We start from the raw sequence: 24,323 nt of genomic DNA on the forward strand, positions 1-24,323 counted from the left end.
CGCCATGACTCGCGGCAAATGGCTGGCGGCGCTGTGTCTGGTGCCCTTCGCCCTGTTCTTTATCGTGTTCGAAATCGCCCCGCTGGTCTGGGTGATGATCAACAGCCTGCAATCGGAAGAGTTCGGTTGGGGCGTGGCCAACTTCAGCAAAATCTTCAGCTCGAAGTTCTATTTGCAGGCGATCCAGTACAGCCTCGAAATCAGTTTCTGGTCGAGCGTATTCGGCATCATCATCGCCGTGCTTGGCGCGTATTCGTTGCGCCGGGTCGACTCCAAACTGCGCAACTTCGTCAACGCCTTCGCCAACATGACCAGCAACTTCGCCGGCGTGCCACTGGCCTTCGCGTTCATCATTCTGCTCGGCTTCAACGGCAGCTTCACCATCATGCTCAAGCAGGCCGGGATCATTCAGGACTTCAACCTGTACTCGAAAACCGGCCTGATCATTCTCTACACCTACTTCCAGATCCCGCTTGGCGTGTTGCTGCTGTACCCGGCGTTCGATGCCTTGCGCGAAGACTGGCGCGAGTCTGCCGAACTGCTCGGCGCCAACGGTTGGCAATTCTGGCGCCACATCGGTTTGCCGGTGCTGACCCCGGCGCTGCTCGGCACCTTCGTGATCCTGCTGGCCAACGCCCTCGGCGCCTACGCCACGGTTTACGCGCTGACCACCGGCAACTTCAACGTGCTGCCGATCCGCATCGCGGCGATGGTTTCCGGCGACATCTCCCTCGACCCGAACATGGCCAGCGCCCTCGCCGTGGTGCTGGTGGCGTTGATGACCCTGGTGACCATCGTCCATCAGTTGCTGTTGAAGAGGAGCTACCATGTCTCGCGCTGAATTGGGCCCCGTCGGCGTCTACCACCGGGTCGTGGTGTATCTGCTGTTTGCGATCCTGTTATTGCCACTGCTCGGCACGCTGATCTATTCGATCTCCAGCAGTTGGTCGGCGACCATTCTGCCCAGCGGTTTCACCTTCAAATGGTATTTGCAGCTGTGGAGCGATCCGCGTTTCCTCCACGCTTTCGGCCAGTCGCTGCTGGTGTGCGTCGGCGCGCTGATCCTCTCAGTGGTGCTGATTCTGCCGCTGCTGTTTGTCGTGCATTACCACTTCCCGAAACTCGATGCGCTGATGAACATCCTGATCCTGCTGCCCTTCGCGGTGCCGCCGGTGGTGTCCTCGGTCGGCCTGCTGCAACTGTACGGTTCCGGGCCGTTGGCGATGGTCGGCACGCCGTGGATTCTGATCGGTTGCTACTTCACCGTCGCCCTGCCGTTCATGTACCGCGCGATCACCAACAACCTGCAAGCGATCAATCTGCGCGACCTGATGGACGCCGCGCAACTGCTCGGCGCCAGCACTTTTCAAGCGGCATTCCTGGTAGTGCTGCCGAACTTGCGCAAGGGTTTGATGGTGGCGTTGCTGCTGTCGTTCTCGTTCCTGTTCGGTGAGTTCGTGTTCGCCAACATCCTCGTCGGCACGCGTTACGAAACCTTGCAGGTGTACCTCAACAACATGCGCAACAGCAGCGGCCACTTCACCAGCGCGCTGGTGATTTCCTATTTCTTCTTTGTGCTGGTTCTGACCTGGGCGGCCAATATCTTGAACAAGGACAAAAGCGAATGAGCTACGTCAGCGTCCAACACCTGCAAAAAAGCTATGCCGGCACGCCTGTCTTCAGCGATATCAATTGCGAAATTCAGAAGGGTGAATTCGTCACCCTCCTCGGCCCTTCCGGTTGTGGCAAGTCGACGTTGCTGCGCTGTATCGCCGGGCTGACCTCGGTGGATGGCGGCAAGATCCTGCTTGATGGCGTCGATATCGTGCCGCTGAGCCCGCAGAAACGCGGAATCGGCATGGTGTTTCAGAGCTATGCACTGTTCCCGAACATGACGGTGGAACAGAACGTCGCGTTTGGTTTGCGCATGCAAAAGGTCAACGCCGACGACAGCCACCGACGCGTCGCCGACGTGCTGAAACTGGTGGAGCTCAACGAGTTCGCCGCGCGTTATCCGCATCAACTGTCTGGCGGTCAATGTCAGCGGGTGGCGCTGGCGCGTTCGTTGGTTACGCGGCCTCGCCTGTTGCTGCTGGATGAGCCGTTGTCGGCGCTGGATGCGCGGATTCGTAAACATCTGCGCGAACAGATCCGTCAGATTCAGCGCGAACTTGGCTTGACCACGATTTTCGTCACACACGATCAGGAAGAAGCGCTGACGATGTCTGATCGCATTTTCCTGATGAATCAGGGAAAAATCGTACAAAGCGGCGACGCCGAAACCCTCTACACCGCGCCCGTCGATGTGTTCGCCGCCGGTTTTATCGGCAACTACAACCTGCTCGACGCCGACAGCGCGACAAAACTGTTGCAGCGACCGATCAACAGCCGCATCGCGATTCGCCCGGAAGCCATCGAACTGAGCCTCAACGGCGAACTCGACGCGCAGATCCGCAGCCACAGCCTGTTGGGCAACGTGATCCGCTACCGGGTCGAGGCCCGAGGCGTGGAATTGGTGGTGGATGTGTTGAACCGCTCGGCGGCGGATCTGCATCCCGACGGTCAGCGCCTGGCGCTTTCCATCGATCCGACTGCCCTGTGTGAGGTAGCCTGATGCCTTTGCTGATGTTGAAGAGAGAACTGCACTGATGGCCCTGGCAATTTTTGATCTGGACGAAACCCTGATTCATGGCGACTGCGCCACCCTCTGGAGCGAACAGATGGGCCGGCTGGGCTGGGTTGATCCCGAGTCGTTCATGCGGCAGAACAATGAGCTGATGGACGCCTACAGCCACGGCAAACTGCGGATGGAGGACTACATGGCGTTCAGCCTCGAACCGATGATCGGGCGCACGCCGGAAGAAGTCGATCACTTGGTCGGCCCGTGGGTTGAAGACTTTATCGAGCCGATTATTTTCAGCGACGCCACCAAAACCATCGCCGCGCACCGCAAGGCCGGTAACCGGATTCTGGTGATTTCGGCGTCGGGCACGCATTTGGTCAGGCCGATTGCTGATCGGCTGGGCATCGACGAGATTCTCGCCATCGAACTGGAAGTGGCGCACGGCGTTTACAGCGGCAACACAGTTGGCACGCTGACCTACCGCGAAGGCAAAATCACCCGATTGCTGGAATGGCTCGACGCCGAAGAGGAAAACCTCGAAGGCGCAAGCTTCTACTCCGATTCACGCAACGACCTGCCACTGCTGCTGAAAGTCGACTTCCCGCACGTGGTCAACCCGGACCCGGTGCTGCTTGAGCACGCCGAAAAAGCCGGCTGGCCAATCCACCTCTGGAAATAACCGATACCCCCACAGGGACCGCACAAAACCTGTAGGAGCAAGGCTTGCCCGCGATTGCCGCGACGCGGTCCGACTGACGGACCGCGTTATCGTTCTTCGCGGGCAAGCTTTGCTCCTACAAGGGCGGCGCAAAACCTGTAGGAGCGAGGCTTGCCCGCGAATGCCGCGACGCCGTTCTACTGACGGACCGCGTTATCGTTCTTCGCGGGCAAGCCTCGCTCCTACAAGGACCGCACAGAACCTGTGGGAGCAAGGCTTGCCCGCGATTGCCGCGACGCGGTCCGACTGGTGGACCGCGTTATCGTTCTTCGCGAGCAAGCTTTGCTCCTACAAGGGCGGCGCGAAACCTGTAGGAGCGAGGCTGAACTGGCCTAATGATTTTGGACACTTCAATCGGGCGCTATGATGTCGCCCAAATCTGAGGTGTTTTTGGATATGCGTAATTCTTATTCAACTGAGTTCAAACTCAAGGCTGCTGGCATGGTGCTGGATGAGGGGATATCGGTTCCCGAGGTTTGCGCCAGTTTAGATATTGGCCCTACCGCCTTGCGTCGCTGGGTCGATCAGGTGCGTAAAGAACGCCAGGGTTCGACCCCGGTGGGAGCCAAAGCGATCACGGCTGACCAGCGAGAAATCCAGGAACTCAAAGCCTTGCTCAGGCAAAAAGACCGGGATATCGAAATCCTAAAAAAGGCCAGTGCTCTCCTGCTTTTGGACGCCAAAGATCATTCTCACTGATCAATGAGCTGGGTGAGCGATACGGCGTTAACGACTGCTGCCGGGTGTTTGAAGTCAGCCGCAGCAGTTTTTATGCCTGGCGTCAGCGCCAAGGCAAGGTGAACCCTGAGCGGGAGAAACTCAAAGCCATGCTGGTCGAGCATCACAAGGAATCCAGAGCTTCCGCGGGGGCGCGCACCCTTTCCAGGGAGCTGCAAGCCAAGGGGCATCGCGTCGGGAGGCACATGGCTCGCAGCTTGATGCGAGAAGCCGGCGTGGTCAGTCGTCAGCGCCGACGTCACAAATACAAGTCATCTGGCGTTGAAGCCTTGGTGGCGCCGCACGTGCTTAAGCGCGAGTTTGATGTCACGGCGATCAACCAAGTGTGGTGCGCGGACGTGACGTACATCAAGGTCGGCACGCGGTGGATGTATTTTGCAGCGGTTCTGGATCTGTTCGCCCGCCGGCTCGTGGGGTGGGCGTTTTCGATGATCTCGGATGCGGAGCTGACCTGCGAGGCCCTACGGATGGCGGTTGAGCTGCGAGGCAAACCCAAAGACGTGCTGTTTCACTCCGATCAAGGCTGCCAGTACACCAGCCATAAGTTCAGGAATGAGTTGCTGGCGAATGGACTGCGGCAAAGCATGAGTCGTAAAGGCGAATGCTGGGATAACGCCCCGATGGAGCGTTTCTTTGGAAGTCTGAAATCAGAGTGGGTGCCTGAAGCCGGTTACCGCTCGGAGTATGAAGCCCGGGCTGATTTGCAGCGCTACGTGGTGCGCTACAACAACTTCAGGCTCCATAGCTACAACGATTACCGGTCACCGGTCGCCATGGAGAAAATGGCGGCGTGAAAAAACCGTAATTGGTGTCCAGGATTACTTGACCAGATCAGGCTTGCCCGCGAATGGGGCGACGCGGTTTAACTGACGGACCGCGTTATCGTTCTTCGCGGGCAAGCCTCGCTCCTACAAGGGCATCGGTTCGCGCGGAGATCTGGGGTTTCAGGTCAGGCTTTCGTCGATCAGCAGGACCAGTTTCCCCGAGACTGTGTTGCTCGCCAGTTCCGCGAAGGCCGCTTCGGCGTCCTTGATTTTGAAGGCCTTCGCCAACTGCGGTTTCAACCGACCTTCGGCAAACAATGGCCAAACGTGCTGGCTCAGTTCGCTGAACAAATCAGCCTTGAACTGATCATCGCGGCTGCGCAACGTCGAGCCCAGCAACTGCACGCGTTTGCCCAATACCTGCGCCAGATCGAGCTTGGCCTCACGGCCGCCCATCAAACCGATCAACACCCAACGGCCATCCAGCGCCGTCAGCTTCAAGTTCAACGCCGCGTAATTGCCGCCCACCGGATCGAGAATCACGTTGAACGGCCCCAGATCACTCAAGCTCTCCAGGTCGCCAGTGCGCACCACGCCGCCCTGCGCGCCGAGGGCTTCGCAGTACGCCAGACGCTCAGCCGAACCGACGCTGACCCAGCACGGGCTGCCGAACGCCTTGCACAACTGGATCGCCGCAGAACCGATGCCACTCGCTCCAGCGTGCAGCAGAACTTTCTCACCGGGCTTGAGCGCGGCAAGATGAAATAAATTTAACCAAACAGTTGCATACACTTCCGGCAACCCGGCGGCCTCGGCCAGCGACACACCTTCGGGAACCGGCAACACGTGCCGTCCGTCGACAACCACTTCCTCGGCCATGCCGCCCCCGGCCAGCAAGGCGCAAACCCGGTCCCCGACCTGCCAGGACGAGCCCGCGCCGACCTCGCTGATCACCCCCGAACACTCAAGACCCAGCACCTGACTGGCTCCCGGCGGGGGCGGATAAAGGCCTGCCTTCTGTAACAAATCGGCGCGATTGAGGCCCGCTGCCGCCACCCGAATCCGCACTTGTCCTACATCACACGTAGGACTCGGCTCTTCAACCCACTCCACTTGACCGTCAACGCCTTGCAATGCTTTCACAGTGCCTCCATAGTGAGTCTGGACTGAGCCCGGCGCTGTATCACCGGGCTTTCTTGCATTATGTGACCGGCCCTTTGTGGAACCGGCGACTTCAAAGACGGCCTAATATGCGTGATCAATTGTCCCCGCGTCGAATCAGCATGAAGCAACTGTTCCCCAGCACCGCCCTAGCCCTATTCATTGGTATCGGCCTTCTGCCGATGTCGAGCAATTCGTTTGCAGCCAATAGCTGGGACAAACTTCAGCCTGATCGTGACGAAGTAATCGCCAGTCTGAACGTCGTCGAGCTGCTCAAACGCCACCACTACAGCAAGCCGCCGCTCGACGATGCGCGCTCGGTGATCATCTACGACAGCTACCTCAAGCTGCTGGATCCATCGCGCAGCTACTTCATGGCCAGCGACATCGCCGAATTCGACAAATGGAAAACCCAGTTTGACGACTTCCTCAAAAGCGGCGATCTGAACGCCGGGTTCACCATCTACAAGCGCTACCTGGACCGCGTCAAAGCGCGTCTGGACTTCGCCCTTGCCGAGCTGAACAAAGGCGTCGACAAAATCGACTTCACCACCAAAGAAACCTTGCTGATTGATCGCAAGGACGCTGCGTGGCTCAAATCCACCGCCGAACTCGACGACCTGTGGCGCAAACGCGTCAAGGACGAAGTGCTGCGGATGAAGATCGCCGGCAAGGATTCCAAGCAAATCCAGGAAACCCTGACCAAGCGCTACAAGAACCAACTGTCGCGTCTGGACCAGACCCGCCCGGAAGATATCTTCCAGGCGTACATCAACACCTTCGCCATGTCCTACGACCCGCACACCAACTATCTGTCGCCGGATAACGCGGAAAACTTCGACATCAACATGAGCCTGTCCCTCGAAGGCATCGGCGCCGTGTTGCAGAGCGACAACGACCAGGTGAAAGTCGTGCGTCTGGTGCCAGCCGGCCCGGCCGACAAGACCAAACAGGTTGCACCGGCCGACAAGATCATCGGCGTTGCCCAAGGCAACAAAGAGATGGTCGACGTGGTTGGCTGGCGTCTCGACGAAGTGGTCAAACTGATCCGTGGTCCGAAAGGCACCATCGTGCGCCTGGAAGTCATCCCGGCGAGCAATGCGCCGAACGACCAGACCACCAAGATCGTGCCGATCACCCGCGAAGCCGTGAAGCTTGAAGACCAGGCTGTGAAGAAGTCGGTCCTCAACCTGAAACAGGATGGCAAGGACTACAAACTCGGCGTCATCGAGATTCCAGCCTTCTATCTCGACTTCAAAGCGTTCCGCGCTGGCGATCCGGACTACAAGAGCACCACGCGCGACGTCAAGAAACTGCTGACCGAGCTGCAGAAAGACAAAGTTGACGGCGTGGTCATCGACCTGCGCAACAACGGCGGCGGTTCCCTGCAGGAAGCCACCGAGCTGACCAGCCTGTTCATCGACAAAGGTCCGACTGTCCTCGTGCGTAACGCCGATGGCCGGGTCGATGTGCTCGAAGATGAAAACCCGGGCGCGTTCTACAAAGGCCCAATGGCGTTGCTGGTCAACCGCTTGTCCGCCTCGGCTTCGGAGATTTTCGCCGGCGCCATGCAGGACTATCACCGCGCGTTGATCGTCGGCGGCCAGACCTTCGGCAAAGGCACCGTGCAGACCATTCAGCCGCTGAACCATGGCGAACTGAAACTGACCCTAGCCAAGTTCTACCGGGTTTCCGGCCAGAGCACCCAGCATCAAGGCGTGCTGCCGGATGTCGATTTCCCGTCGATCATCGACACCAAGGAAATTGGCGAAAGCGCCCTGCCGGAAGCCATGCCGTGGGACACCATCAAAGCGGCGATCAAGCCTGCGAGCGACCCGTTCAAGCCGTACCTCACCGAGCTCAAATCCGAGCATGACGTGCGTTCGGCCAAAGATGCCGAGTTCGTGTTCATCCGTGACAAGCTGGCCCTGGCGCAGAAACTGATGGAAGAAAAAACCGTCAGCCTCAACGAAGCCGATCGTCGCAAGCAACACGCCGACATCGAAGCCAAGCAACTGGTCATGGAAAACATCCGTCGCAAAGCCAAGGGCGAAGAACCGCTCAAAGAGCTGAAGAAAGAAGACGAAGATGTGATCGCGGCCGAGCCGGACAAGACCAAACCGGAAGACGATGCCTACCTGAGCGAGACCGGGCGGATTCTGCTGGATTACTTGAAACTGAACACCACGGTAGCCAAGCACTAATGATGGCAATTTAACGCTGACGCTCCTCGGAGCGTCATCAAACAGTCATCAATCTGTCGTGAAATAAAGGATTGGGACCGCCTCTTCAACAAGAGTCGCTCCCAGTCCTTTTTTTATTGCCAGAGATCGCCATGACCATGACCGAACAGCTGAGTGCCTTGAGTTCAATACTGGCTCAAAGCGGCTTGCACAGCTTGTTCCAGCCGATCATCTCGCTCTCCGAAAGACGAATCATCGGTTACGAAGCCCTCAGCCGCGGCCCGTCCAACAGTCCGCTGCACTCCCCCATCGCGCTGTTCGCCGTGGCCCGTCAGGCCGGGCGTCTCAGCGAACTGGAAATAGCCTGCCGCGCCAGCGCTTGCCGACGCTTCAACGAACAGCAACTGCCGGGCAAACTGTTTCTCAACGTCTCGCCGGAATCGCTGCTCGAAGCCGCGCACCAGCCGGGCCGCACCCTGCAACTGCTGCAAGACTTCGGCATCCCGCCGAGCCAAGTGGTCATCGAACTCACCGAACAAACCCCGACCGACGATTTCCAGTTGCTGCAAAACGCCCTGCATCACTACCGGGCGATGGGTTTTTCCATCGCGCTGGATGATCTGGGCGCGGGTTACTCGAGTTTGCGTTTGTGGTCCGAGCTGCGGCCGGACTACGTGAAGATTGACCGGCACTTTATCGACGGCATTCATCAGGACGCGCTCAAACGCGAGTTCGTCGGTTCGATTTTGCAGATCGCCAAAGCCTCGCGCGCGCAAGTGATCGCCGAAGGCATCGAGCTGCCGGAAGAACTCGCGGTGTTGACCGAAATGGGCGTCGACCTGGTGCAAGGCTATTTGCTCTGCCGCCCGCAGGAACAACCGCCGCGCGACGCGCGCAACCTGATGCCCAAACACGACAGCGCAGCCGTTGCGCTGAATGATGAAGGCAGCGACCTCAGCGCCCTGCTCAACGAGCAACCGGCAGTCAACCGCGACACCCCGACCGCCACCGTACTCGAAGCATTCCGCCGCCAAGCCAACCTCAACTCGCTGGCGGTGCTCGACGAACAAGGCCAGCCGTGCGGCATCGTCCACCGCCATTCGCTCTCCGACGCGCTGCTCAAGCCCTTCGCCACCGACCTGTTCGCGCGCAAACCGATCAGCCGCTTGATGAACGACGATTTTCTCGCCGTCGAAATGAGCCAGTCGCTGCAACAAGTCAGCCGGCTGATCACCAGCCGCGCCCGCCAACGCATCGAAGAAGACTTCATCATCACCCTCAACGGCGGTTACCTGGGCCTGGGCCGAGTCATCGACGTGCTCAAACTCATCACCGAACTGAAAATCCAACAAGCGCGCTACGCCAACCCGCTGACCCTGCTGCCCGGCAACGTGCCGATCCAGCAATGCCTGACCCGCCTGCTGCAACAGGCGCGCGAATCGGTGATCTGCTACGTCGACATCGACAGCTTCAAACCCTTCAACGACATCTACGGCTACGGCCGCGGCGACGAAGTCTTGTTGTGCCTGGCGCAATGCCTGAACGACCGCGTCGACCCGTCCCGCGACTTCGTCGGACACATCGGTGGCGACGACTTCTTACTGGTGCTCGGTCCGGAAGATTGGCGCAAACGCCTGAACCAGTTACTCGACGACTTCCAGAGCCAGTGCCGACGCTTTTACCGCAGCGAACACCTCGACGCCGGCTGCTTCATCGCCCCCAACCGCCAAGGCGTGAGGCAAGAATTCCCGTTGTTGTCATTGTCGATTGGCGTCGTGCACCTGCACCCCCAAGCCTGCGCCGGGCTGGACGCAAGCCTGCTGGCCGAGATGGCCTCCCAAGCCAAACACCACGCGAAAAACGTGCCGGGCTACAGCGTGCACGTAATCGATAGCCTCGCCGTGCACTGGCGAGAAAGTGAATTACTGATGGGCCAGCGGTAACAAACTGAATCGCCCCTAGTTTCGTAGACACCTCCAAGCCTTAAAATGAGGCCCATTAGGAGGTGCCATGAGCAACCAGCGATATCCCGAAGAATTCAAAATCCAGGCGGTCAAGCAAGTGACCGAAAAGCAGCTTCCTGTCTCGGAGGTGGCTGCACGATTGGGTGTGTCCGTGCACAGCCTCTATGCCTGGGTTAAGCGCTACACCAAGCCCCAAGAACAGCGCGTTGAGGAGGATGATCAAAGCGCTGAGGTTCGTCGTCTACGTGCCGAGCTGAAACGGGTGACGGAGGAGCGAGACATCTTAAAAAAGGCCGCCGCGTACTTTGCCAAGGAGTGCGGCTGAAGTACGCCTTTATTAAGCAGCAATCGGGTCATTACGCGATTCGACGGCTTTGCCTGACGCTCAAGGTTCATCCCAGCGGCTACTACGCGTGGCTATCAGAACCAAAATCTGCGCGAGCCAAGGACGATCAGCGACTGCTTGGATTGATCAAACACTCCTGGCTGGAAAGCGGTGGCGTTTATGGCTATCGCAAGATCCATGATGACCTGCGAGAGGTTGGTGAGAGCTGTGGCCGTCACCGGGTGGCTAGGTTGATGCGCCTTGAGGGTTTACGTTCTCAGACTGGGTATCGACGGAGGCCGGGAAAATATGGCGGTAAACCAGCCGTTGCCTCACCGAACTTACTGAAGCGCCAATTCGATGTCAGAGAACCCAACAAAGTCTGGGTCACAGACATTACCTACATCCGAACATATGAAGGCTGGCTGTATTTGGCCGTGGTGCTCGATCTGTTTTCACGCCAGATCATTGGTTGGTCAATGAAGTCGCAGATGACCAGCGACGTAGCCATTGATGCACTGCTGATGGCGGTTTGGAGACGTAAGCCGAAGCAAGAGGTGATGATCCACTCAGATCAAGGCAGTCAGTACAGCAGCTCAGACTGGCGAAGCTTCTTGAAAGCTAACAACCTGGTGGCCAGCATGAGTCGTCGAGGTAACTGCCACGACAACGCTGTGGCGGAGAGCTTTTTCCAGCTGCTAAAGCGGGAACGGATCAAGCGTAAAATCTACACTACACGCCAGGATGCTCGGGATGATGTGTTCGATTACATCGAGATGTTTTACAACCCAAAACGACGCCACAGTTTCAACAATCAGCTGTCACCGGTAGAGTTTGAAAAGCGTTACGCAGCGAGCCTGGAGAGTGTCTAGAAAACCCGGGGCGATTCATTGGACTGGAAAAACTGGCAAGTCAGCATTAATTGCCTGCATCCAAATTACAAAAAGATCAAGGACTCGTTGCATTCATCGGGCATACCGATTGCATCTACCATAGGTAACAGGCTCACGAAAGCAATCCCCGAGGCTTGGACGATTTCTTTAAACCCTATAATGCCTGCAAGCCACAAGTCCCAAATACTGAAAGCAGTGTTGCCTTTTGGCTTTGATGGAATTGAACTATATTTCCCTGTTCCAGAAGCTGGTGAAACCGAAGATGTATACATCGGCGGTTATGGCGTAGGTAACTACTCAAAAATAACACCAGATCTATTGAGGCTTTTAGATGATGAAATTAGTGATGCCGAACTGTCCACATACTGCATAAATAATCAGGTCCACCTATCAATTTAATCGTCCCAATTCTCGTAGACAGACAGAATGACCGCAATTAGCCGAAAGCAGGATTACCAAGGCCTGCTTCGGCAAAGCAGCCACTGATAGTAACGGTCGGCTATAAAAGCAAAAAATGCCTACAGCTCAAACCGGTCGCACACAGTTCATCACAAACCTCAAACAACCCGCAAAGCCTTCAAAACCACCATCGACGTCTCAGCAAACCCCACAGCCTGTTCCTTCAACTCCGCAATATTCTCCTCCGCCGTCGTCAGCGCCCTATCCCCTTTCAATATCCCCTCGCCCTGCCCACCAATAATGTCCCAGGCGAACTGCGCCCATTCGCTCGGCAGTTTTTTCCCTTGCATGACCGCGATCAAAAACAACTGCTGGAATCGGCTCACAGGCACGCCGCCACCCGTAACCGGGCTCGACAGTACTTGGATCTTGTTGGCGAACAGTGAGCGTTTGCACAGTTGCAAGTTGAGGGTGCTGCAACGCGCTTGCACCAGTTTCTCGGCCGCTTCGCTCTGGCATGGCGCGATGGCGTGCATGCCGATCAATACGTTAAGGGCCTGTTCGACGTCGTGGTAAGTCATCGACGGCACGGCGCTGATTAGCTGGCGCAAGGTTTTCGGCGCGTAGGCCTTGGCTGCCAGCGCTTCGAGGATCGGGTCGTAGATTTCCGGTTGTAACGAGGCTTCGCCGACGGGGCCGGTGACGGTGCCGGGGACGCTTTCTATGACTTGCAGCAGCACGAAACGCGTGTTGAGCATGGCTTCGCGGTGCTCGGCGGTGGACAGGCGGTTGGCGCCGCGCACGTAGAGGTCGCGGCGGAAGCTCTGGTTGACGAAGTAGTCGCGCGCCTGTTCGCGCATGATCGGGTGTTCGATGCCTTCGAGGAAGTCCATGCCTTCGGCGCTGAGGTTGAGCGGGTCGACCGAGTCCAGCGGCAGCGCGGTGGCGGCGTAGTCGAGTTTGGCGGGCGCGAGGGCGTCGACCACGTCGGTGAAATACATGCAGTCCCAGTCGCGGTTGAAGTATTCGTGGGCGACGTATTGGCGATCCTGACCTTTAACGCTTTGCAGCTTGGCGCCGAGGTTCGGCGCGGCTTGGGCGTATTTGGGGTTGGCGGCCAGCAGTGCTTCGGAGAATTGCAGCGCGGCGTCAATGCGCTCGTTCGGGCGCGCGGACGTGTGCGACGCAAAGCGGTTGTGCAGGCTGAACAACTGGCGCAACGGTGCGGATGGCGACCAGCCTGGCAAGCAGTTGTAGCTGATGTAGAGCATGCCGCCGGGTTTGAGGTGGCGCCGGGCGAATTCGACGATGAGTTTCTGGTTGTCGCGGCTGACCCAGGTCCAGATGCCGTGCAGGCTGATGCTGTCGAATTGCGGCAAGTCATTGCGCGCCAGCAGTTGCTCGAAGCTGTCGTCGTACAGCCGCGCATCGCTGCCCCACGCGGTTGCGAGCCCACTGGCGTGCGCCGCTTGGGCCGGGAGGAAGTCGGTGCCGACATAGGATCCCGGGTTGGCGGCGGCGTGGATATTGATCGACACGCCTTGGCCGAAGCCCAATTCGCAGTGCCAGGCCTCGGCGCTTTCCAGGGCGGCAAAACCGCGCAGCAACAAGCAATAGCGCTGGAACACTGGATTGATTTCGCGGGAATACCCGTAGGTGTAACCCTCGTCCGTGAAATACCCTTCGTTCCAGGCTGAGCTCATGCGTGCATCCTTTTATTTCGAGGAGGAAAAGTTGTTCTTATAGGGGGAGTTGTTGCGGGCCACAAGAAGAAACGCGTGGCAGCAAGATTCTTTTCGACGGGTCCGTTCAAGCAATGACACTGGCCGCCCACCCCGCTACGCCGCTTGCAACCACCACCAACCACGGTGGCAACTTCCAAAACATCAAGGCAAGCAGCGCAACAAGCGCCAACCCAAAGTCCTGCGGTTTGACGATGGCGCTGGTCCAGACCGGCTGATAGAACGCGGCCAACAGCAGGCCGACCACCGCTGCATTGACCCCGACCAGTGCGGCTTGCGCGCGCACATTGCTGCGCAGTCGCTCCCAGAAAGGCAAGGCCCCCAGCACCAGCAAAAAGGCTGGGGCGAAGATCGCCAACAGGCAGATCAACCCACCGGCCCAGCCCGACGGCGTGAGGTTCATCGACGCGCCAAGGAACGCCGCGAACGAAAACAACGGGCCGGGCATAGCCTGCGCAGCGCCATAACCGGCGAGGAATGCTTCATTGCTGACCCATCCGGTGGGCACCACTTCGGCTTGCAACAGCGGCAGGACGACATGACCACCACCAAATACCAATGCGCCGGAACGGTAAAACGAATCCACCAGTGCGAGGCTTTGATTGGGCAATAGCTTGGTCAGCAGCGGCAGCCCGGCCAGCAGCAGCACAAAAAGCGTCAGCCAGAGCGCTCCGGCCCTGCGGCTAATGTTGATCGGCAGCGCATCATGCCGGGTGCTTTGCGGCGGATTGAACAGCAACAGGCCTGCAAGCCCGGCAACAACAATCACGCCGACCTGGGTCCAAACGGACGGCGCAAGCAGCGCGACGCAGGCAGCAATGGCCATCAGGGTCACTCGCGGCAGGTCAGCACACAGTGTTTTGGCCATGCTCCAGACGGCTTGGGCGACAACCGCGACAGCGACGACTTTGAGGCCATGCAGCGCGCCGGGCGCAACGGCCGTGCCGTAATGAGAGAGACCCAGCGCCAACAAGATCATCATCGTCGCGGACGGCAGGGTAAACCCTATCCACGCCGCGAGCGCCCCGCCGTAACCTGCGCGGGACAGGCCCAACGCGATACCGACCTGACTGCTCGCCGGCCCCGGCAGAAACTGGCACAGCGCTACCAGATCCGCATAACCGCGCTCGGTCAGCCAACGTCGGCGGATGACGAACTCATTATGGAAATATCCCAGGTGCGCGACTGGCCCGCCGAACGAGGTCAATCCGAGGCGCAGGAAGATCAGGAATACCGACCAGGCATTGATGCGCTCGGCGCTAGGGAAATCGGCCATAGGTCGCGGTTCCAGGTTCATTCATTGAGCGATGGGAGCGTATTCAGGTTATGAAAAATATCCTCCCACGCAGAGCATGGGAACGATCACCCGAGCAATTCTTTCAACTTGATTTCGGCCAACGGGTGCCCGGCTTTCACGGCAATCTGCCAGAACCGCGCCGCCTCTGCAGCGTCTGGTGCTTTGCTCGGCGTGCCTGCCAGACAAATCACGCCGACCTGATACGCCGCTTTGCCATCCCCCGCCAACGCCGCGAGGCGCAGCAAGCGCACGCCTTCTTCACGCGCACCGAGGCCGACGCCGCGGAAGGTCAGGATGTGGCCATAGAAGCTTTGCGCGCCGACGTCGCCGAGGTTGGCCATGCGCGCGAATTGGCCTTCGAGCCATTTCCAGCCGCGCGGCGAGCGCACAAACCATTGCCAGTGAAACAGCCTACGGGCCAACCAGTAACTTGCCCGCGCCTTGAGTCGTAAAAACACTCAAGCCTCCGCGGATTCGGGGTACTCGTATTCGAACACACGCACCACTTCGGAAGCATGCCAAGAGGCGGCGGCGACTCCGTCCGAAGGGCCGGAGAAGCGCCCCAGGCGTTCGACGCACTCGAAAAAACCGGTGCGTGGCAGGCGGCTCGCGCCTTGGCTGATGACCAGCGAGCTGCGCAACGGCTGCTCGGCTTTGGCATCGAGGGCGGCGAGGTGTTCGAGGGCGGCGGTGAGGGTTTGCATGGCCGGCGTGGGCAATTGCAATCGTTCGAGCAACGCGCGGTAGGTCAGTAGATGGCGCTGGCGGCGCGCCTGGTCCAGTTCACCTAACAACCCGTCCCAATGTTGACGACTGATGCGTACGCTCACGATTCATCCCTCCATCCTGGCACCGTCAATTCCCAGGCCAGACTGCGACGAATCGCTGCGTCAGGTTGACGCTCGCCACTTTCGATCAAGGCCAGATAAGACGGGCTGATGCCTACCGTGCGGGCAAGCGCCTCAATGGCGATGCCCTTCCCTTCGCGCAAACTGCGGAGTTGGTCCAGACCAGGAAGAATCTGGTCCGGGGTCGCCGCGGGACGCGCTGTGGCGGCTCGCGGCGGTTGTGGTTCGATGCCTGCTGCTTTCAGTAGAGCTTGGTACTGAGCCCATGGCAAAACTGCATATTCGGGCTCGCCTTCGCGTGTGATTATCTGAATATCCATGACTTCCCCGTAGGACAACGACACTTAGCGAGTCGGCGCTTTTCCGTTGAAGTGTAATCCTAACAGCGGCCAAGGTCGCGGGGGCATGCATCTAAGGTTGAAGATCAACCTGATCAAAGATCTTTGGGTTTCTGCAATTGCAGCTGTTCCGGGGTATCGGGCAGGCGTTCGACCCTGGCCAACTTCTCCGGTAACTGACGATTGCGCCAGGCACGGAAAGCGTTGAGCTCGTCGTCGAGGGTTTTCATGATCCACGCCAGCACGGCGATGTCGTCGAACATGCCCAGCACCGGGATGAAATCCGGGATGGCATCCAGCGGGCTGAGGAAATACATCAGGCCAGCGACGACAGTGAGGATCGATTTGCGGCTGATGCCACGGTATTCGCCGCGCCAGTAAGCCAGGCACAAGGCCTGCAACAAGCGCAGATCATCCTTGAGTTTGCCCAGGCGATTGCCTTCGTTGCCGGCCTTGCTGGCGACGGCGAACAGCAGCGTTGGCAGGCGGCCACGAGCCAGCAAACGGCCGGCCAATGGCAGAAAACGGGCCAGATTCCAGGGTGCTTTCATGTTTTCCTCCCGCTGAAATGTTATCCACACAAATTGTGGATAACCTTGTGAACAGAGCTGCATTTCGCGGCTGGAAGCCGCGTTTCATAAGGGCTGAGCTCAGATCGGGCGTTTTTTACTCACATAAAAAAACCCAAGATTTCATTGACTTGGCGCCGAGGTGTGGCTAGCACTGGCGTCCTCAATGGCTATGACTGCAACCTTGCGCATCCGTTCGCTTTGATCGCGGTTTGTCAAACCCCGGATACAACAACGCCCCGCATAATGCGAGGCGTTGTTTTTGCAGCAAACGGCGCTTACTTGGCAGCGTCGTCTTGTTTTGCTGGATCTTTGATCGCCAACAGTTCCAGATCGAACACCAGCACCGAGTTGGCCGGGATTGCCGGGCTCGGGCTTTGCGCGCCGTAAGCCAGGTCGCTAGGAATGTACAGCTTGTACTTCTCGCCGACGTGCATCAGTTGCAGGCCTTCGACCCAACCCGGGATCACGCCGCTGACTGGCAGGTCGATCGGGCTACCGCGATCAACCGAGCTGTCAAACGTGGTGCCGTTGGTCAGCTTGCCGGTGTAGTGAACAGTCACTACGTCGGTCGGCTTAGGCTGAGCACCATCGGCTTTTTTCACGACTTCGTATTGCAGACCGGAAGCAGTGGTCACTACACCGGCCTTCTTGGCGTTTTCTTCGAGGAATTTCTTGCCGGCGGATGCCGACTCTTCGCTCATTTTCGCCATGCGTTCTTCTGCACGCTTTTGCAGTGCTGCGAAGGCCTCGACCAGTTCGTCGTCCTTCAGCTTTTGTTCTTTCTTGCCGACGGCATCTTCGATGCCTTGAGCGACGGCCTTGGAATCCAGATCGTCCATGCCTTCCTGAGCCAGGCTTTTGCCCATGTTCAGGCCAATCCCGTAGGAAGCTTTTTGCGCCGGGGTTTTCAGCTCTACGCTGGTCTGCGAATCACAACCCGCAAGTACCAGGCTAACCAGGGCCACCGCCGCCGCCAACCGATGCTGTTTCATGCTATTTCCTTGTTCATGCGCCTAAAGGGCAATCGAATAAAGCCGCGAGCTTATCAGGCGGCCACGACCAATGGCTACCGGCATGAGAGCAGGAAACAGCCGATAAGTTCAGGTCTTTTAAAGCATTTCAGGAATGCGCGGGATGAAGTTTCTGTCAGGTTCGTCTGACGCGCACTGATGCGAGTTCCTACGACTTGGCGTAATGGCCACTTGCCGCCACCCGAGCCACTGATGCATAAAGGCGCTATAAATCGACAAGGACGTTTTATCTTGCGCCTCCTACTCCGCTTGCTGGTTCTGATCGCCGTACTGCTAGGGCTTGGCCTCGCTGTGGTTGTGTACTACATCGCCAACCCAAAACTGCCGGCCTACACCCCCGCGCAACAGCTGCATTACCTGGAGCAGTGGAGCGCCGCCGACCGCCAGACCTATTACTTCACGCCGCAGGGCACTCAGGTCAAAGGCCTGCATTACGACTGGTTTCAGGCGCTGGAACTGCCGTTCTCGCAGCAGCGTTTTGCCGCGCCGGAATACTTGGCGCGTTTCGGTTTTCTGGTCGATCCCGCGCAAAAAGCTACGCCGGACAACCCCGGCAACCTGCCCGTAGGGTTCGCCCGCCACCAGAACCCCGGCAGCCAGGCGCAATTCCTGGACATCACTTGCGCCGCATGCCACACCGGCGAATTGCGTTTCAACGGCCAGGCTGTGCGCATCGATGGCGGCGCGGCGCTGCATGTTTTGCCGTCGACGGTGCCGACCCTGCGTGGCGGCAGTTTTGGTCAGGCGCTGGTCGCGAGCCTTGCCGCGACCTATTACAACCCGTGGAAATTCGAACGTTTCGCACGCAACGTGTTGGGCGCGGACTACGAGGACGGGCATCAATCCCTACGCGCGGACTACAAACGCTCGCTGGACATGTTTCTCAAAGTCGCCTGGAACGACACCCATCGCGGGCTCTACCCCACCGAAGAAGGCCCCGGCCGCGCCGATGCGTTCGGGCGTATCGCCAATGCCAGTTTCGGCGACGCGATTTCGCCGGACAACTATCGCGTGGCCAACGCGCCGGTGGACTACCCGCAGTTGTGGGACATGTGGACGTTTGATTGGGTGCAGTGGAACGGTTCGGCCCAGCAACCGATGGCGCGCAATATCGGCGAGGCGTTGGGCGTGGGCGCGACGCTGAATTTCTTCGACGCCAATGGTCAGCCGCTCAAGGGCGATGCGCGTTACCCGTCGAGCGTGCGCGTGCGCGACCTGCACTTGATCGAACAAACCCTGCAACGGCTCCAGCCGCCGACGTGGCCGGAAGACGTATTGGGCAGCGTCGACAAACCCTTGGCCGCCAAGGGCCGAACGCTGTTCACCGAGAACTGCGCCAGTTGCCATGTGCCACGGGTGAAGACGATTAACGGGCGCGATGTGCAGCAACTGCATCTGTTGCCGGTCGCCGCCATCGGCACCGACCCCACCGCTGCCGACAACATTGCCGACCATCGTTTCGACCTGAGCGCGCTGCAATGGGACCCGGCAGAACTCGCGCAACTCGATGTGCAATTGCACCCGAAACCCACCGAGCCACTGGACTTGAGCAGACTTTCGGTGGCCAAAGGGTTGGCGTATGTCACCGCTTTCGTCGAGAACCGCGCTTACCGCGATGCCGGCGTCACCGCGGCAGAACGTCCGGAACTGGACGGTTTCGGCCTGCCCATCGGCGTCCAGGAACTGCGCGCCTACAAGGCCCGGCCGCTGGCAGGCGTGTGGGCGACGGCGCCGTTTCTGCACAACGGTTCAGTGCCGAGCCTGTATCAATTGCTCTCGCCGCAGGATGAGCGCGCGAGCAGCTTCTATAAAGGCACGTTCGAGTACGACCCGAAACACTTGGGTTATCGCACGCAAGCGTTCAGCGACGGTTTCCTGTTCGATACGCGCATCACCGGCAATCACAACAGCGGTCACGAATTCCGCGCCGGCAAGCGTGGCAACGGCGTTATTGGCCGTTTGCTGCAACCGCAGGAACGTTGGGCGCTGCTCGAATACCTGAAAGTGCTGGGCGGTCCGCTGGAAGCGCAACTGCCAGAAATTGTCGCCATTCAAAAGGACTGAATAATGCTGATCACCCTTTGGCTGCGCCTTGGCGCCTTCCTCGGAAAATTGCTGTTGTGGTTGCTGGGGCTGGGATTGCTTGGCTGGGCGCTGGCCACCGCGTGGTTTGCCTGGCAGCACAGCGGCGCGGTGTCTGCTGAAGAGCAGATCCCCAGCGGTGAAACAGCGATGACTCAGGACATCATTCAGACCGCCGTGCGCATCGTCGATCAGCACCGCGAAAGCACGCGCTACCTGCGCGATGCTCACGCCAAAGCGCATGGCTGCGTGAAAGCCGAGGTTCAGGTGTTGCCGCAGCTGTCGGCGGATTTGCGTCAAGGTGTGTTCAGTGAGCCGGGCAAAACCTGGCAAGCGACGGTGCGCTTGTCCAACGGCAACGCGTATCCGCAATTCGACAGCATTCGTGATGCGCGGGGCATGGCGATCAAGTTGCTCGACGTGCCGGGCAAGCAACTACTGGCGGATCAGGCTGGGCGGCGCGAGCAGGATTTCGTCATGTTCAGTCACCCGAATTTCTTTGTCAGCGATGTCGCCGAGTACCGTCAGAACGTGGCCGCACAGGCTGACGGCAAGAAGGTCATGGCGTTCTTTCCCGGTTGGGATCCGCGCACCTGGCAGGTTCGGCATTTGTTTATCGCACTGGCGACGCTGTCCCCGGCACCGGACAGCCCGACGCAGACTACATACTTTTCGGTTTCGCCCTACAAATTTGGTCAGGGTAATGCCAAGTTTCGCGTGATGCCGGACCCGGCCAGTTGCCCCGCTTACACCTTGCCGAAGCAAAATCAGGCGTTGCCGAACTTTCTGCGCAATGCGTTGAATCAGCAGTTGTCGACGGATCGAGTACCGGCGTGTTTTGTTCTGCAGATTCAGCGGCAGAATGCGGCCAAGTACATGCCGATCGAGGACACGAGTGTGGAATGGCGGGAAAGTGATGCGCCGTTCGAGACGGTGGCGAAGATCAATCTGCCGGCGCAAGATTTCGATACACCGGCGCTGAATCTGCAATGCGATAACCAGTCATTCAACCCATGGTTCGGCGTGGAAGCGCATCGGCCGATTGGTGGGATCAATCGGCTGCGAAAAGCGGTGTACGAAGCGGTCAGCGATTACCGGCACAGCCGTAATGCCGAGCAGCAGTAGACACACCCCTTCCTTGTAGCAGCTGGCGCAGCCTGCGTTCGGCTGCGCAGCAGTCGTGAATCGGGCGCCGCGCGGGGTCAGGCAGAATTCGTTCGCAGGTTTTGCGACTGCTTCGCAGCCGAACGCAGGCTTCGCCAGCTGCTACAGGTTTGCGGGGCGACTTGCCATTCCCTGTTCAACAGAAAGCCTATTCAGCCCAAAACCCGTAAAACCCAAACCCGTAAAAAAAAACCCCAGACAGCAAAAAGCCCGCATTTAGCGGGCTTTCTGTGTGGTGACCTGGCGTTCAGCGTTCCAGGTTACCGAATATGGCGCAGCGGACGGGACTCGAACCCGCGACCCCCGGCGTGACAGGCCGGTATTCTAACCGACTGAACTACCGCTGCGCGTAGCGTTGAAAGTGGTGGGTGATGACGGGATCGAACCGCCGACATTCTGCTTGTAAGGCAGACGCTCTCCCAGCTGAGCTAATCACCCTTTACCTTCGTTGCGGGGCGCATTATGCCACAAGTTTTCGTAACGTGTTGATTTAATTGAATAATTTTTCAAATAAATCCGAAAACCAGTGAAACGACACATCCCGCGGGAACAACAGACAAACAACAGACAGAAAAAAACCCGCGTGAGCGGGCTTTTCCGTGGTGACCTGGCGTTCAGCATTCCAGGTTACCGAATATGGCGCAGCGGACGGGACTCGAACCCGCGACCCCCGGCGTGACAGGCCGGTATTCTAACCGACTGAACTACCGCTGCGCGTAACACTAAGAACGAATGGTGGGTGATGACGGGATCGAACCGCCGACATTCTGCTTGTAAGGCAGACGCTCTCCCAGCTGAGCTAATCACCCTTCGTTTCGGTGTGGCGCGCATTCTACGGAGCACCCCCACCTCTGGCAAGCACTTTTTTAATTAATTTTCCGAGGCCTTCCAAAGGCTTAGAGAAGGGTTGGCCTATGGCGCCGCGAAGAGAATAATGCCCCCCTTTGTATAAAGGAGAGACTCGCCCCATGTGGTTCAAAAACCTGCTTATCTATCGCCTGACCCAAGATCTGCCTTTTGATGCCGAGGCGTTGGAAACTGCACTGGCGACCAAACTGGCGCGTCCATGTGCAAGCCAGGAGTTGACCACCTACGGTTTCGTCGCGCCATTCGGCAAGGGCGAAGATGCTCCGCTGGCGCACGTCAGTGGCGACTTCCTGTTGATCGCTGCACGTAAAGAAGAACGCATTCTGCCGGGCAGCGTCGTGCGCGACGCGGTCAAGGAAAAGGTCGAAGAGATCGAAGCCACGCAAATGCGCAAGGTCTATAAAAAGGAACGCGACCAGATCAAGGATGAAATCATCCTCGAATTCCTGCCGCGTGCCTTTATTCGTCGCTCGTCGACGTTTGCTGCGATTGCGCCGAAACAAGGCCTGATCCTGGTTAACTCCGCCAGCCCGAAACGTGCCGAAGACTTGTTGTCGACGTTGCGTGAAGTGGTCGGCTCGCTGCCGGTGCGTCCGTTGACCGTGAAAATGGCCCCGACCGCCACCATGACTGACTGGGTCAAGACTCAGAAAGCCGCGGACGACTTCTTTGTATTGGACGAGTGCGAACTGCGCGACACCCACGAAGACGGCGGCATCGTGCGTTGCAAACGTCAGGACCTGACCAGCGAAGAAATCCAGCTGCACTTGAGCACCGGCAAAGTGGTGACGCAGCTGTCGCTGGCATGGCAGGACAAGTTGTCGTTCATGCTCGACGACAAAATGACCGTCAAGCGCCTGAAGTTCGAAGACCTGTTGCAGGATCAAGCGGAACAGGACGGCGGCGAAGAGGCCCTGGGCCAACTCGATGCCAGCTTCACCCTGATGATGCTGACCTTCGGCGACTTCCTGCCGGCGCTGGTTGAAGCGCTGGGCGGCGAAGAAACCCCGCAGGGTATCTAAAACCTGGTGACATCCAACCTGTAGGAGTGAGCCTGCTCGCGATGAGGGACTGACATTCAACACACCTGTTGACTGAACATCCGCTATCGCGAGCAGGCTCACTCCTACATTTGGTTTTGTGCTGCTACTAAATAAAAAAAGGATCGGGCCATGCGCGCACTCGCCGCTTTAAGCCGCTTCGTCGGCAACACTTTCGCTTACTGGGTGCTGATTTTCGCCGTTCTGGCATTCCTGCAACCGGCGTGGTTCATCGGCCTGAAAGGCGCCATCGTGCCGCTGCTGGGGCTGGTGATGTTCGGCATGGGCCTGACCCTCAAACTCGAAGACTTCGCCGAAGTCGCCCGCCATCCGTGGCGCGTGGCGTTGGGCGTGGTCGCACATTTCGTGATCATGCCCGGTATGGCGTGGTTGCTTTGCCAGGTATTTCACCTGCCGCCGGAGATCGCCGTCGGGGTGATTCTGGTCGGCTGCTGCCCAAGCGGCACTTCGTCGAACGTGATGACCTGGCTGGCGCGCGGCGACCTGGCGTTATCGGTGGCCATCGCCGCCGTCACCACCCTCCTCGCCCCGCTGCTGACGCCGGCGCTGATCTGGCTGCTGGCCTCGGCGTGGTTGCCGGTTTCGTTCATGGAACTGTTCTGGTCGATCCTGCAAGTGGTGTTGTTGCCGATCATCCTCGGCGTCGTCGCGCAGCGGATCCTCGGCGACAAGGTTCGCCACGCCGTGGAAGTGTTGCCGCTGGTGTCGGTGGTCAGCATTGTGATCATCGTCGCGGCAGTGGTCGCGGCCAGTCAGGCGAAAATCGCCGAGTCCGGGCTGTTGATCATGGCGGTGGTGATGCTGCACAACAGCTTCGGTTACTTGCTCGGCTACTTCACCGGGCGCCTGTTCAAACTGCCGCTGCCACAGCGTAAATCGCTGGCTCTGGAAGTCGGCATGCAGAACTCGGGGTTGGGCGCCGCGCTGGCCAGTGCGCACTTCTCGCCGCTGGCGGCGGTGCCGAGCGCGCTGTTCAGTGTGTGGCACAACATTTCCGGGGCGTTGCTCTCGACTTATTTCCGTCGCATGAGCGAGAAAGAAGATCGCGAAACCGCTGCGCGGCAAGCCACCGAGTAAGCGCCGAACTTGATCCCCGGATTAATGCTGGGCACTATTGCCCAACGCGAGGACGACCTTGCGACTCGATTGAGTCATTAATCTGGGGACGACCCCGTCAATCGATGGAGGTCTCGCATGTTCTGGATCATTCTGTTTTTCGCTGGCCTGTTTGAAGTCGGCTGGGCCGTTGGCCTGAAATACACCGACGGCTTCAGCCGCCCTCTCCCTACCGTATTAACCGTTGGCGCCATGGTGATCAGCCTGGGTTTGCTCGGTCTCGCCGTGAAGGAATTGCCACTGGGCACCGCCTACGCGATCTGGACTGGCGTCGGCGCGGTGGGCACGGTAATCGCCGGGATCATTCTGTTTGGCGAATCCATGGCGCTGTTTCGGTTGGCCAGCGTGGCGCTGATTATCGCCGGGTTGGTTGGGCTGAAGATTAGCGCCTAGCCATTAGATGGCCTTCGCGGGCAAGCCTCGCTCCTACAGGTTCG

Annotated in this window: 23 protein-coding genes and 4 tRNA genes; 15 read left to right on the top strand and 12 right to left on the bottom strand. The window is 58.7% G+C overall.

Annotated features, from left to right (window positions below; all coding sequences use genetic code 11):
* Nucleotides 1-4: 4 nt before the first annotated feature.
* The 6 genes from BLU01_RS04025 (at nucleotide 5) to BLU01_RS04045 (ending at nucleotide 4,873) form a co-directional block, all read left to right on the top strand.
* Nucleotides 5-841, top strand: a complete 837-nt coding sequence (locus tag BLU01_RS04025) for an ABC transporter permease (protein WP_167370462.1) — start codon at nucleotides 5-7, stop codon at nucleotides 839-841.
* Nucleotides 828-1,628 carry an ABC transporter permease gene (locus tag BLU01_RS04030; RefSeq protein ID WP_092271182.1) on the top strand — a complete coding sequence of 267 codons (801 nt, stop codon included), beginning with the start codon at nucleotides 828-830 and terminating at the stop codon, nucleotides 1,626-1,628. The genes BLU01_RS04025 and BLU01_RS04030 overlap by 14 nt, the downstream gene beginning before the upstream one ends.
* Nucleotides 1,625-2,614 (top strand): ABC transporter ATP-binding protein, encoded by a 990-nt coding sequence (locus BLU01_RS04035; protein WP_092271185.1) that lies wholly within the window; start codon nucleotides 1,625-1,627, stop codon nucleotides 2,612-2,614. Before BLU01_RS04030 ends, BLU01_RS04035 begins: the two co-directional genes overlap by 4 nt.
* Nucleotides 2,615-2,648: 34 nt before the next feature.
* The gene (locus BLU01_RS04040; protein WP_092271188.1) at nucleotides 2,649-3,302 is read left to right on the top strand and encodes an HAD family hydrolase; all 654 of its coding nucleotides are present in this window, start codon (nucleotides 2,649-2,651) and stop codon (nucleotides 3,300-3,302) included.
* Nucleotides 3,303-3,737: 435 nt separating this feature from the next.
* Nucleotides 3,738-4,040 (top strand): transposase, encoded by a 303-nt coding sequence (locus BLU01_RS27925; protein WP_231987094.1) that lies wholly within the window; start codon nucleotides 3,738-3,740, stop codon nucleotides 4,038-4,040.
* An 8-nt stretch (nucleotides 4,041-4,048) separates the two neighbouring features.
* Complete coding sequence (locus BLU01_RS04045) at nucleotides 4,049-4,873, top strand: IS3 family transposase (protein WP_231987151.1); 825 nt, start codon at nucleotides 4,049-4,051, stop codon at nucleotides 4,871-4,873.
* A gap of 150 nt (nucleotides 4,874-5,023) precedes the next feature.
* Here the strand turns inward: BLU01_RS04045 and BLU01_RS04050 are convergent, their stop codons facing one another.
* Nucleotides 5,024-5,986 (bottom strand): NAD(P)H-quinone oxidoreductase, encoded by a 963-nt coding sequence (locus BLU01_RS04050; RefSeq protein ID WP_092271191.1) that lies wholly within the window; start codon nucleotides 5,984-5,986, stop codon nucleotides 5,024-5,026.
* Between the two features lie 140 nt (nucleotides 5,987-6,126).
* On the opposite strand from BLU01_RS04050, the gene BLU01_RS04055 reads away from it, so the two are divergent.
* From BLU01_RS04055 to BLU01_RS27500, 4 genes are all read left to right on the top strand, one after another.
* Entirely contained in the window at nucleotides 6,127-8,208 is a 2,082-nt protein-coding gene (locus BLU01_RS04055) for a carboxy terminal-processing peptidase (RefSeq protein WP_167370463.1), read from the top strand.
* Between the two features lie 131 nt (nucleotides 8,209-8,339).
* Entirely contained in the window at nucleotides 8,340-10,130 is a 1,791-nt protein-coding gene (locus BLU01_RS04060) for a bifunctional diguanylate cyclase/phosphodiesterase (RefSeq protein ID WP_092271197.1), read from the top strand.
* A gap of 67 nt (nucleotides 10,131-10,197) precedes the next feature.
* A protein-coding gene (locus BLU01_RS04065; RefSeq protein ID WP_092271200.1) for an IS3 family transposase occupies nucleotides 10,198-11,348 on the top strand; the annotation gives its coding sequence in 2 pieces (ribosomal slippage) (nucleotides 10,198-10,432 and nucleotides 10,432-11,348; 1,152 coding nt in all).
* Between the two features lie 18 nt (nucleotides 11,349-11,366).
* Complete coding sequence (locus tag BLU01_RS27500; protein ID WP_157720140.1) at nucleotides 11,367-11,768, top strand: hypothetical protein; 402 nt, start codon at nucleotides 11,367-11,369, stop codon at nucleotides 11,766-11,768.
* A gap of 158 nt (nucleotides 11,769-11,926) precedes the next feature.
* Here BLU01_RS27500 and BLU01_RS04070 read toward each other — a convergent pair whose 3' ends face one another.
* The 7 genes from BLU01_RS04070 to BLU01_RS04100 all read right to left on the bottom strand — a co-directional run bounded on the left by BLU01_RS04070 (nucleotide 11,927) and on the right by BLU01_RS04100 (nucleotide 17,557).
* The gene (locus BLU01_RS04070; protein WP_092271203.1) at nucleotides 11,927-13,471 is read right to left on the bottom strand and encodes a class I SAM-dependent methyltransferase; all 1,545 of its coding nucleotides are present in this window, start codon (nucleotides 13,469-13,471) and stop codon (nucleotides 11,927-11,929) included.
* A gap of 106 nt (nucleotides 13,472-13,577) precedes the next feature.
* Nucleotides 13,578-14,786: a chromate efflux transporter gene (gene chrA, locus BLU01_RS04075; protein ID WP_092271206.1), complete on the bottom strand. Its 1,209-nt coding sequence runs from the start codon at nucleotides 14,784-14,786 to the stop codon at nucleotides 13,578-13,580.
* Nucleotides 14,787-14,872: 86 nt separating this feature from the next.
* Nucleotides 14,873-15,265 carry an SEL1-like repeat protein gene (locus BLU01_RS04080; protein WP_092271209.1) on the bottom strand — a complete coding sequence of 131 codons (393 nt, stop codon included), beginning with the start codon at nucleotides 15,263-15,265 and terminating at the stop codon, nucleotides 14,873-14,875.
* Nucleotides 15,266-15,637 (bottom strand): hypothetical protein, encoded by a 372-nt coding sequence (locus tag BLU01_RS04085; protein WP_003223109.1) that lies wholly within the window; start codon nucleotides 15,635-15,637, stop codon nucleotides 15,266-15,268.
* Nucleotides 15,634-15,975: a helix-turn-helix domain-containing protein gene (locus tag BLU01_RS04090; RefSeq protein WP_092281458.1), complete on the bottom strand. Its 342-nt coding sequence runs from the start codon at nucleotides 15,973-15,975 to the stop codon at nucleotides 15,634-15,636. Before BLU01_RS04090 ends, BLU01_RS04085 begins: the two co-directional genes overlap by 4 nt.
* 113 nt (nucleotides 15,976-16,088) lie before the next feature.
* Nucleotides 16,089-16,544: a YkvA family protein gene (locus tag BLU01_RS04095; protein ID WP_092271212.1), complete on the bottom strand. Its 456-nt coding sequence runs from the start codon at nucleotides 16,542-16,544 to the stop codon at nucleotides 16,089-16,091.
* Nucleotides 16,545-16,840: 296 nt separating this feature from the next.
* Nucleotides 16,841-17,557, bottom strand: coding sequence for an FKBP-type peptidyl-prolyl cis-trans isomerase (locus tag BLU01_RS04100; RefSeq protein WP_092271215.1), 717 nt, complete (start codon nucleotides 17,555-17,557; stop codon nucleotides 16,841-16,843).
* Between the two features lie 270 nt (nucleotides 17,558-17,827).
* On the opposite strand from BLU01_RS04100, the gene BLU01_RS04105 reads away from it, so the two are divergent.
* Both BLU01_RS04105 and BLU01_RS04110 read left to right on the top strand, forming a co-directional pair.
* On the top strand, nucleotides 17,828-19,660 hold the full coding sequence (locus tag BLU01_RS04105) for a di-heme-cytochrome C peroxidase (RefSeq protein WP_092271218.1): 1,833 nt from the start codon (nucleotides 17,828-17,830) through the stop codon (nucleotides 19,658-19,660).
* A gap of 3 nt (nucleotides 19,661-19,663) precedes the next feature.
* Nucleotides 19,664-20,803: a catalase family protein gene (locus BLU01_RS04110; RefSeq protein WP_092271221.1), complete on the top strand. Its 1,140-nt coding sequence runs from the start codon at nucleotides 19,664-19,666 to the stop codon at nucleotides 20,801-20,803.
* Nucleotides 20,804-21,112: 309 nt separating this feature from the next.
* Here BLU01_RS04110 and BLU01_RS04115 read toward each other — a convergent pair.
* From BLU01_RS04115 to BLU01_RS04130, 4 genes are all read right to left on the bottom strand, one after another.
* Nucleotides 21,113-21,189 (bottom strand) — tRNA-Asp (locus BLU01_RS04115).
* A 15-nt stretch (nucleotides 21,190-21,204) separates the two neighbouring features.
* Nucleotides 21,205-21,280 (bottom strand) — tRNA-Val (locus tag BLU01_RS04120).
* A gap of 199 nt (nucleotides 21,281-21,479) precedes the next feature.
* Nucleotides 21,480-21,556 (bottom strand) — tRNA-Asp (locus tag BLU01_RS04125).
* 19 nt (nucleotides 21,557-21,575) lie between these two features.
* Nucleotides 21,576-21,651, bottom strand: a tRNA-Val gene (locus BLU01_RS04130).
* 159 nt (nucleotides 21,652-21,810) lie between these two features.
* Here BLU01_RS04130 and rdgC point away from each other — a divergent pair.
* The 3 genes from rdgC (at nucleotide 21,811) to sugE (ending at nucleotide 24,279) form a co-directional block, all read left to right on the top strand.
* Complete coding sequence (gene rdgC / locus BLU01_RS04135) at nucleotides 21,811-22,731, top strand: recombination-associated protein RdgC (RefSeq protein WP_092271223.1); 921 nt, start codon at nucleotides 21,811-21,813, stop codon at nucleotides 22,729-22,731.
* A gap of 150 nt (nucleotides 22,732-22,881) precedes the next feature.
* Nucleotides 22,882-23,847 (top strand): bile acid:sodium symporter family protein, encoded by a 966-nt coding sequence (locus BLU01_RS04140; RefSeq protein ID WP_092271226.1) that lies wholly within the window; start codon nucleotides 22,882-22,884, stop codon nucleotides 23,845-23,847.
* 117 nt (nucleotides 23,848-23,964) lie between these two features.
* On the top strand, nucleotides 23,965-24,279 hold the full coding sequence (gene sugE / locus BLU01_RS04145; protein WP_092271228.1) for a quaternary ammonium compound efflux SMR transporter SugE: 315 nt from the start codon (nucleotides 23,965-23,967) through the stop codon (nucleotides 24,277-24,279).
* Nucleotides 24,280-24,323: the final 44 nt, after the last annotated feature.

This window comes from Pseudomonas prosekii (genome assembly GCF_900105155.1).
GTDB lineage: Bacteria > Pseudomonadota > Gammaproteobacteria > Pseudomonadales > Pseudomonadaceae > Aquipseudomonas > Aquipseudomonas prosekii.

Coding starts and splice junctions, on each gene's coding strand:
- BLU01_RS04025 (WP_167370462.1), top strand. CDS start 5: ATGACTCGCGGCAAATGGCTGGCGGCGCTGTGTCTGGTGCCCTTCGCC.
- BLU01_RS04030 (WP_092271182.1), top strand. CDS start 828: ATGTCTCGCGCTGAATTGGGCCCCGTCGGCGTCTACCACCGGGTCGTG.
- BLU01_RS04035 (WP_092271185.1), top strand. CDS start 1,625: ATGAGCTACGTCAGCGTCCAACACCTGCAAAAAAGCTATGCCGGCACG.
- BLU01_RS04040 (WP_092271188.1), top strand. CDS start 2,649: ATGGCCCTGGCAATTTTTGATCTGGACGAAACCCTGATTCATGGCGAC.
- BLU01_RS27925 (WP_231987094.1), top strand. CDS start 3,738: ATGCGTAATTCTTATTCAACTGAGTTCAAACTCAAGGCTGCTGGCATG.
- BLU01_RS04055 (WP_167370463.1), top strand. CDS start 6,127: ATGAAGCAACTGTTCCCCAGCACCGCCCTAGCCCTATTCATTGGTATC.
- BLU01_RS04060 (WP_092271197.1), top strand. CDS start 8,340: ATGACCATGACCGAACAGCTGAGTGCCTTGAGTTCAATACTGGCTCAA.
- BLU01_RS04070 (WP_092271203.1), bottom strand. CDS start 13,471: ATGAGCTCAGCCTGGAACGAAGGGTATTTCACGGACGAGGGTTACACC.
- chrA (WP_092271206.1), bottom strand. CDS start 14,786: ATGGCCGATTTCCCTAGCGCCGAGCGCATCAATGCCTGGTCGGTATTC.
- BLU01_RS04090 (WP_092281458.1), bottom strand. CDS start 15,975: ATGGATATTCAGATAATCACACGCGAAGGCGAGCCCGAATATGCAGTT.
- BLU01_RS04095 (WP_092271212.1), bottom strand. CDS start 16,544: ATGAAAGCACCCTGGAATCTGGCCCGTTTTCTGCCATTGGCCGGCCGT.
- BLU01_RS04100 (WP_092271215.1), bottom strand. CDS start 17,557: ATGAAACAGCATCGGTTGGCGGCGGCGGTGGCCCTGGTTAGCCTGGTA.
- BLU01_RS04110 (WP_092271221.1), top strand. CDS start 19,664: ATGCTGATCACCCTTTGGCTGCGCCTTGGCGCCTTCCTCGGAAAATTG.
- rdgC (WP_092271223.1), top strand. CDS start 21,811: ATGTGGTTCAAAAACCTGCTTATCTATCGCCTGACCCAAGATCTGCCT.
- BLU01_RS04140 (WP_092271226.1), top strand. CDS start 22,882: ATGCGCGCACTCGCCGCTTTAAGCCGCTTCGTCGGCAACACTTTCGCT.
- sugE (WP_092271228.1), top strand. CDS start 23,965: ATGTTCTGGATCATTCTGTTTTTCGCTGGCCTGTTTGAAGTCGGCTGG.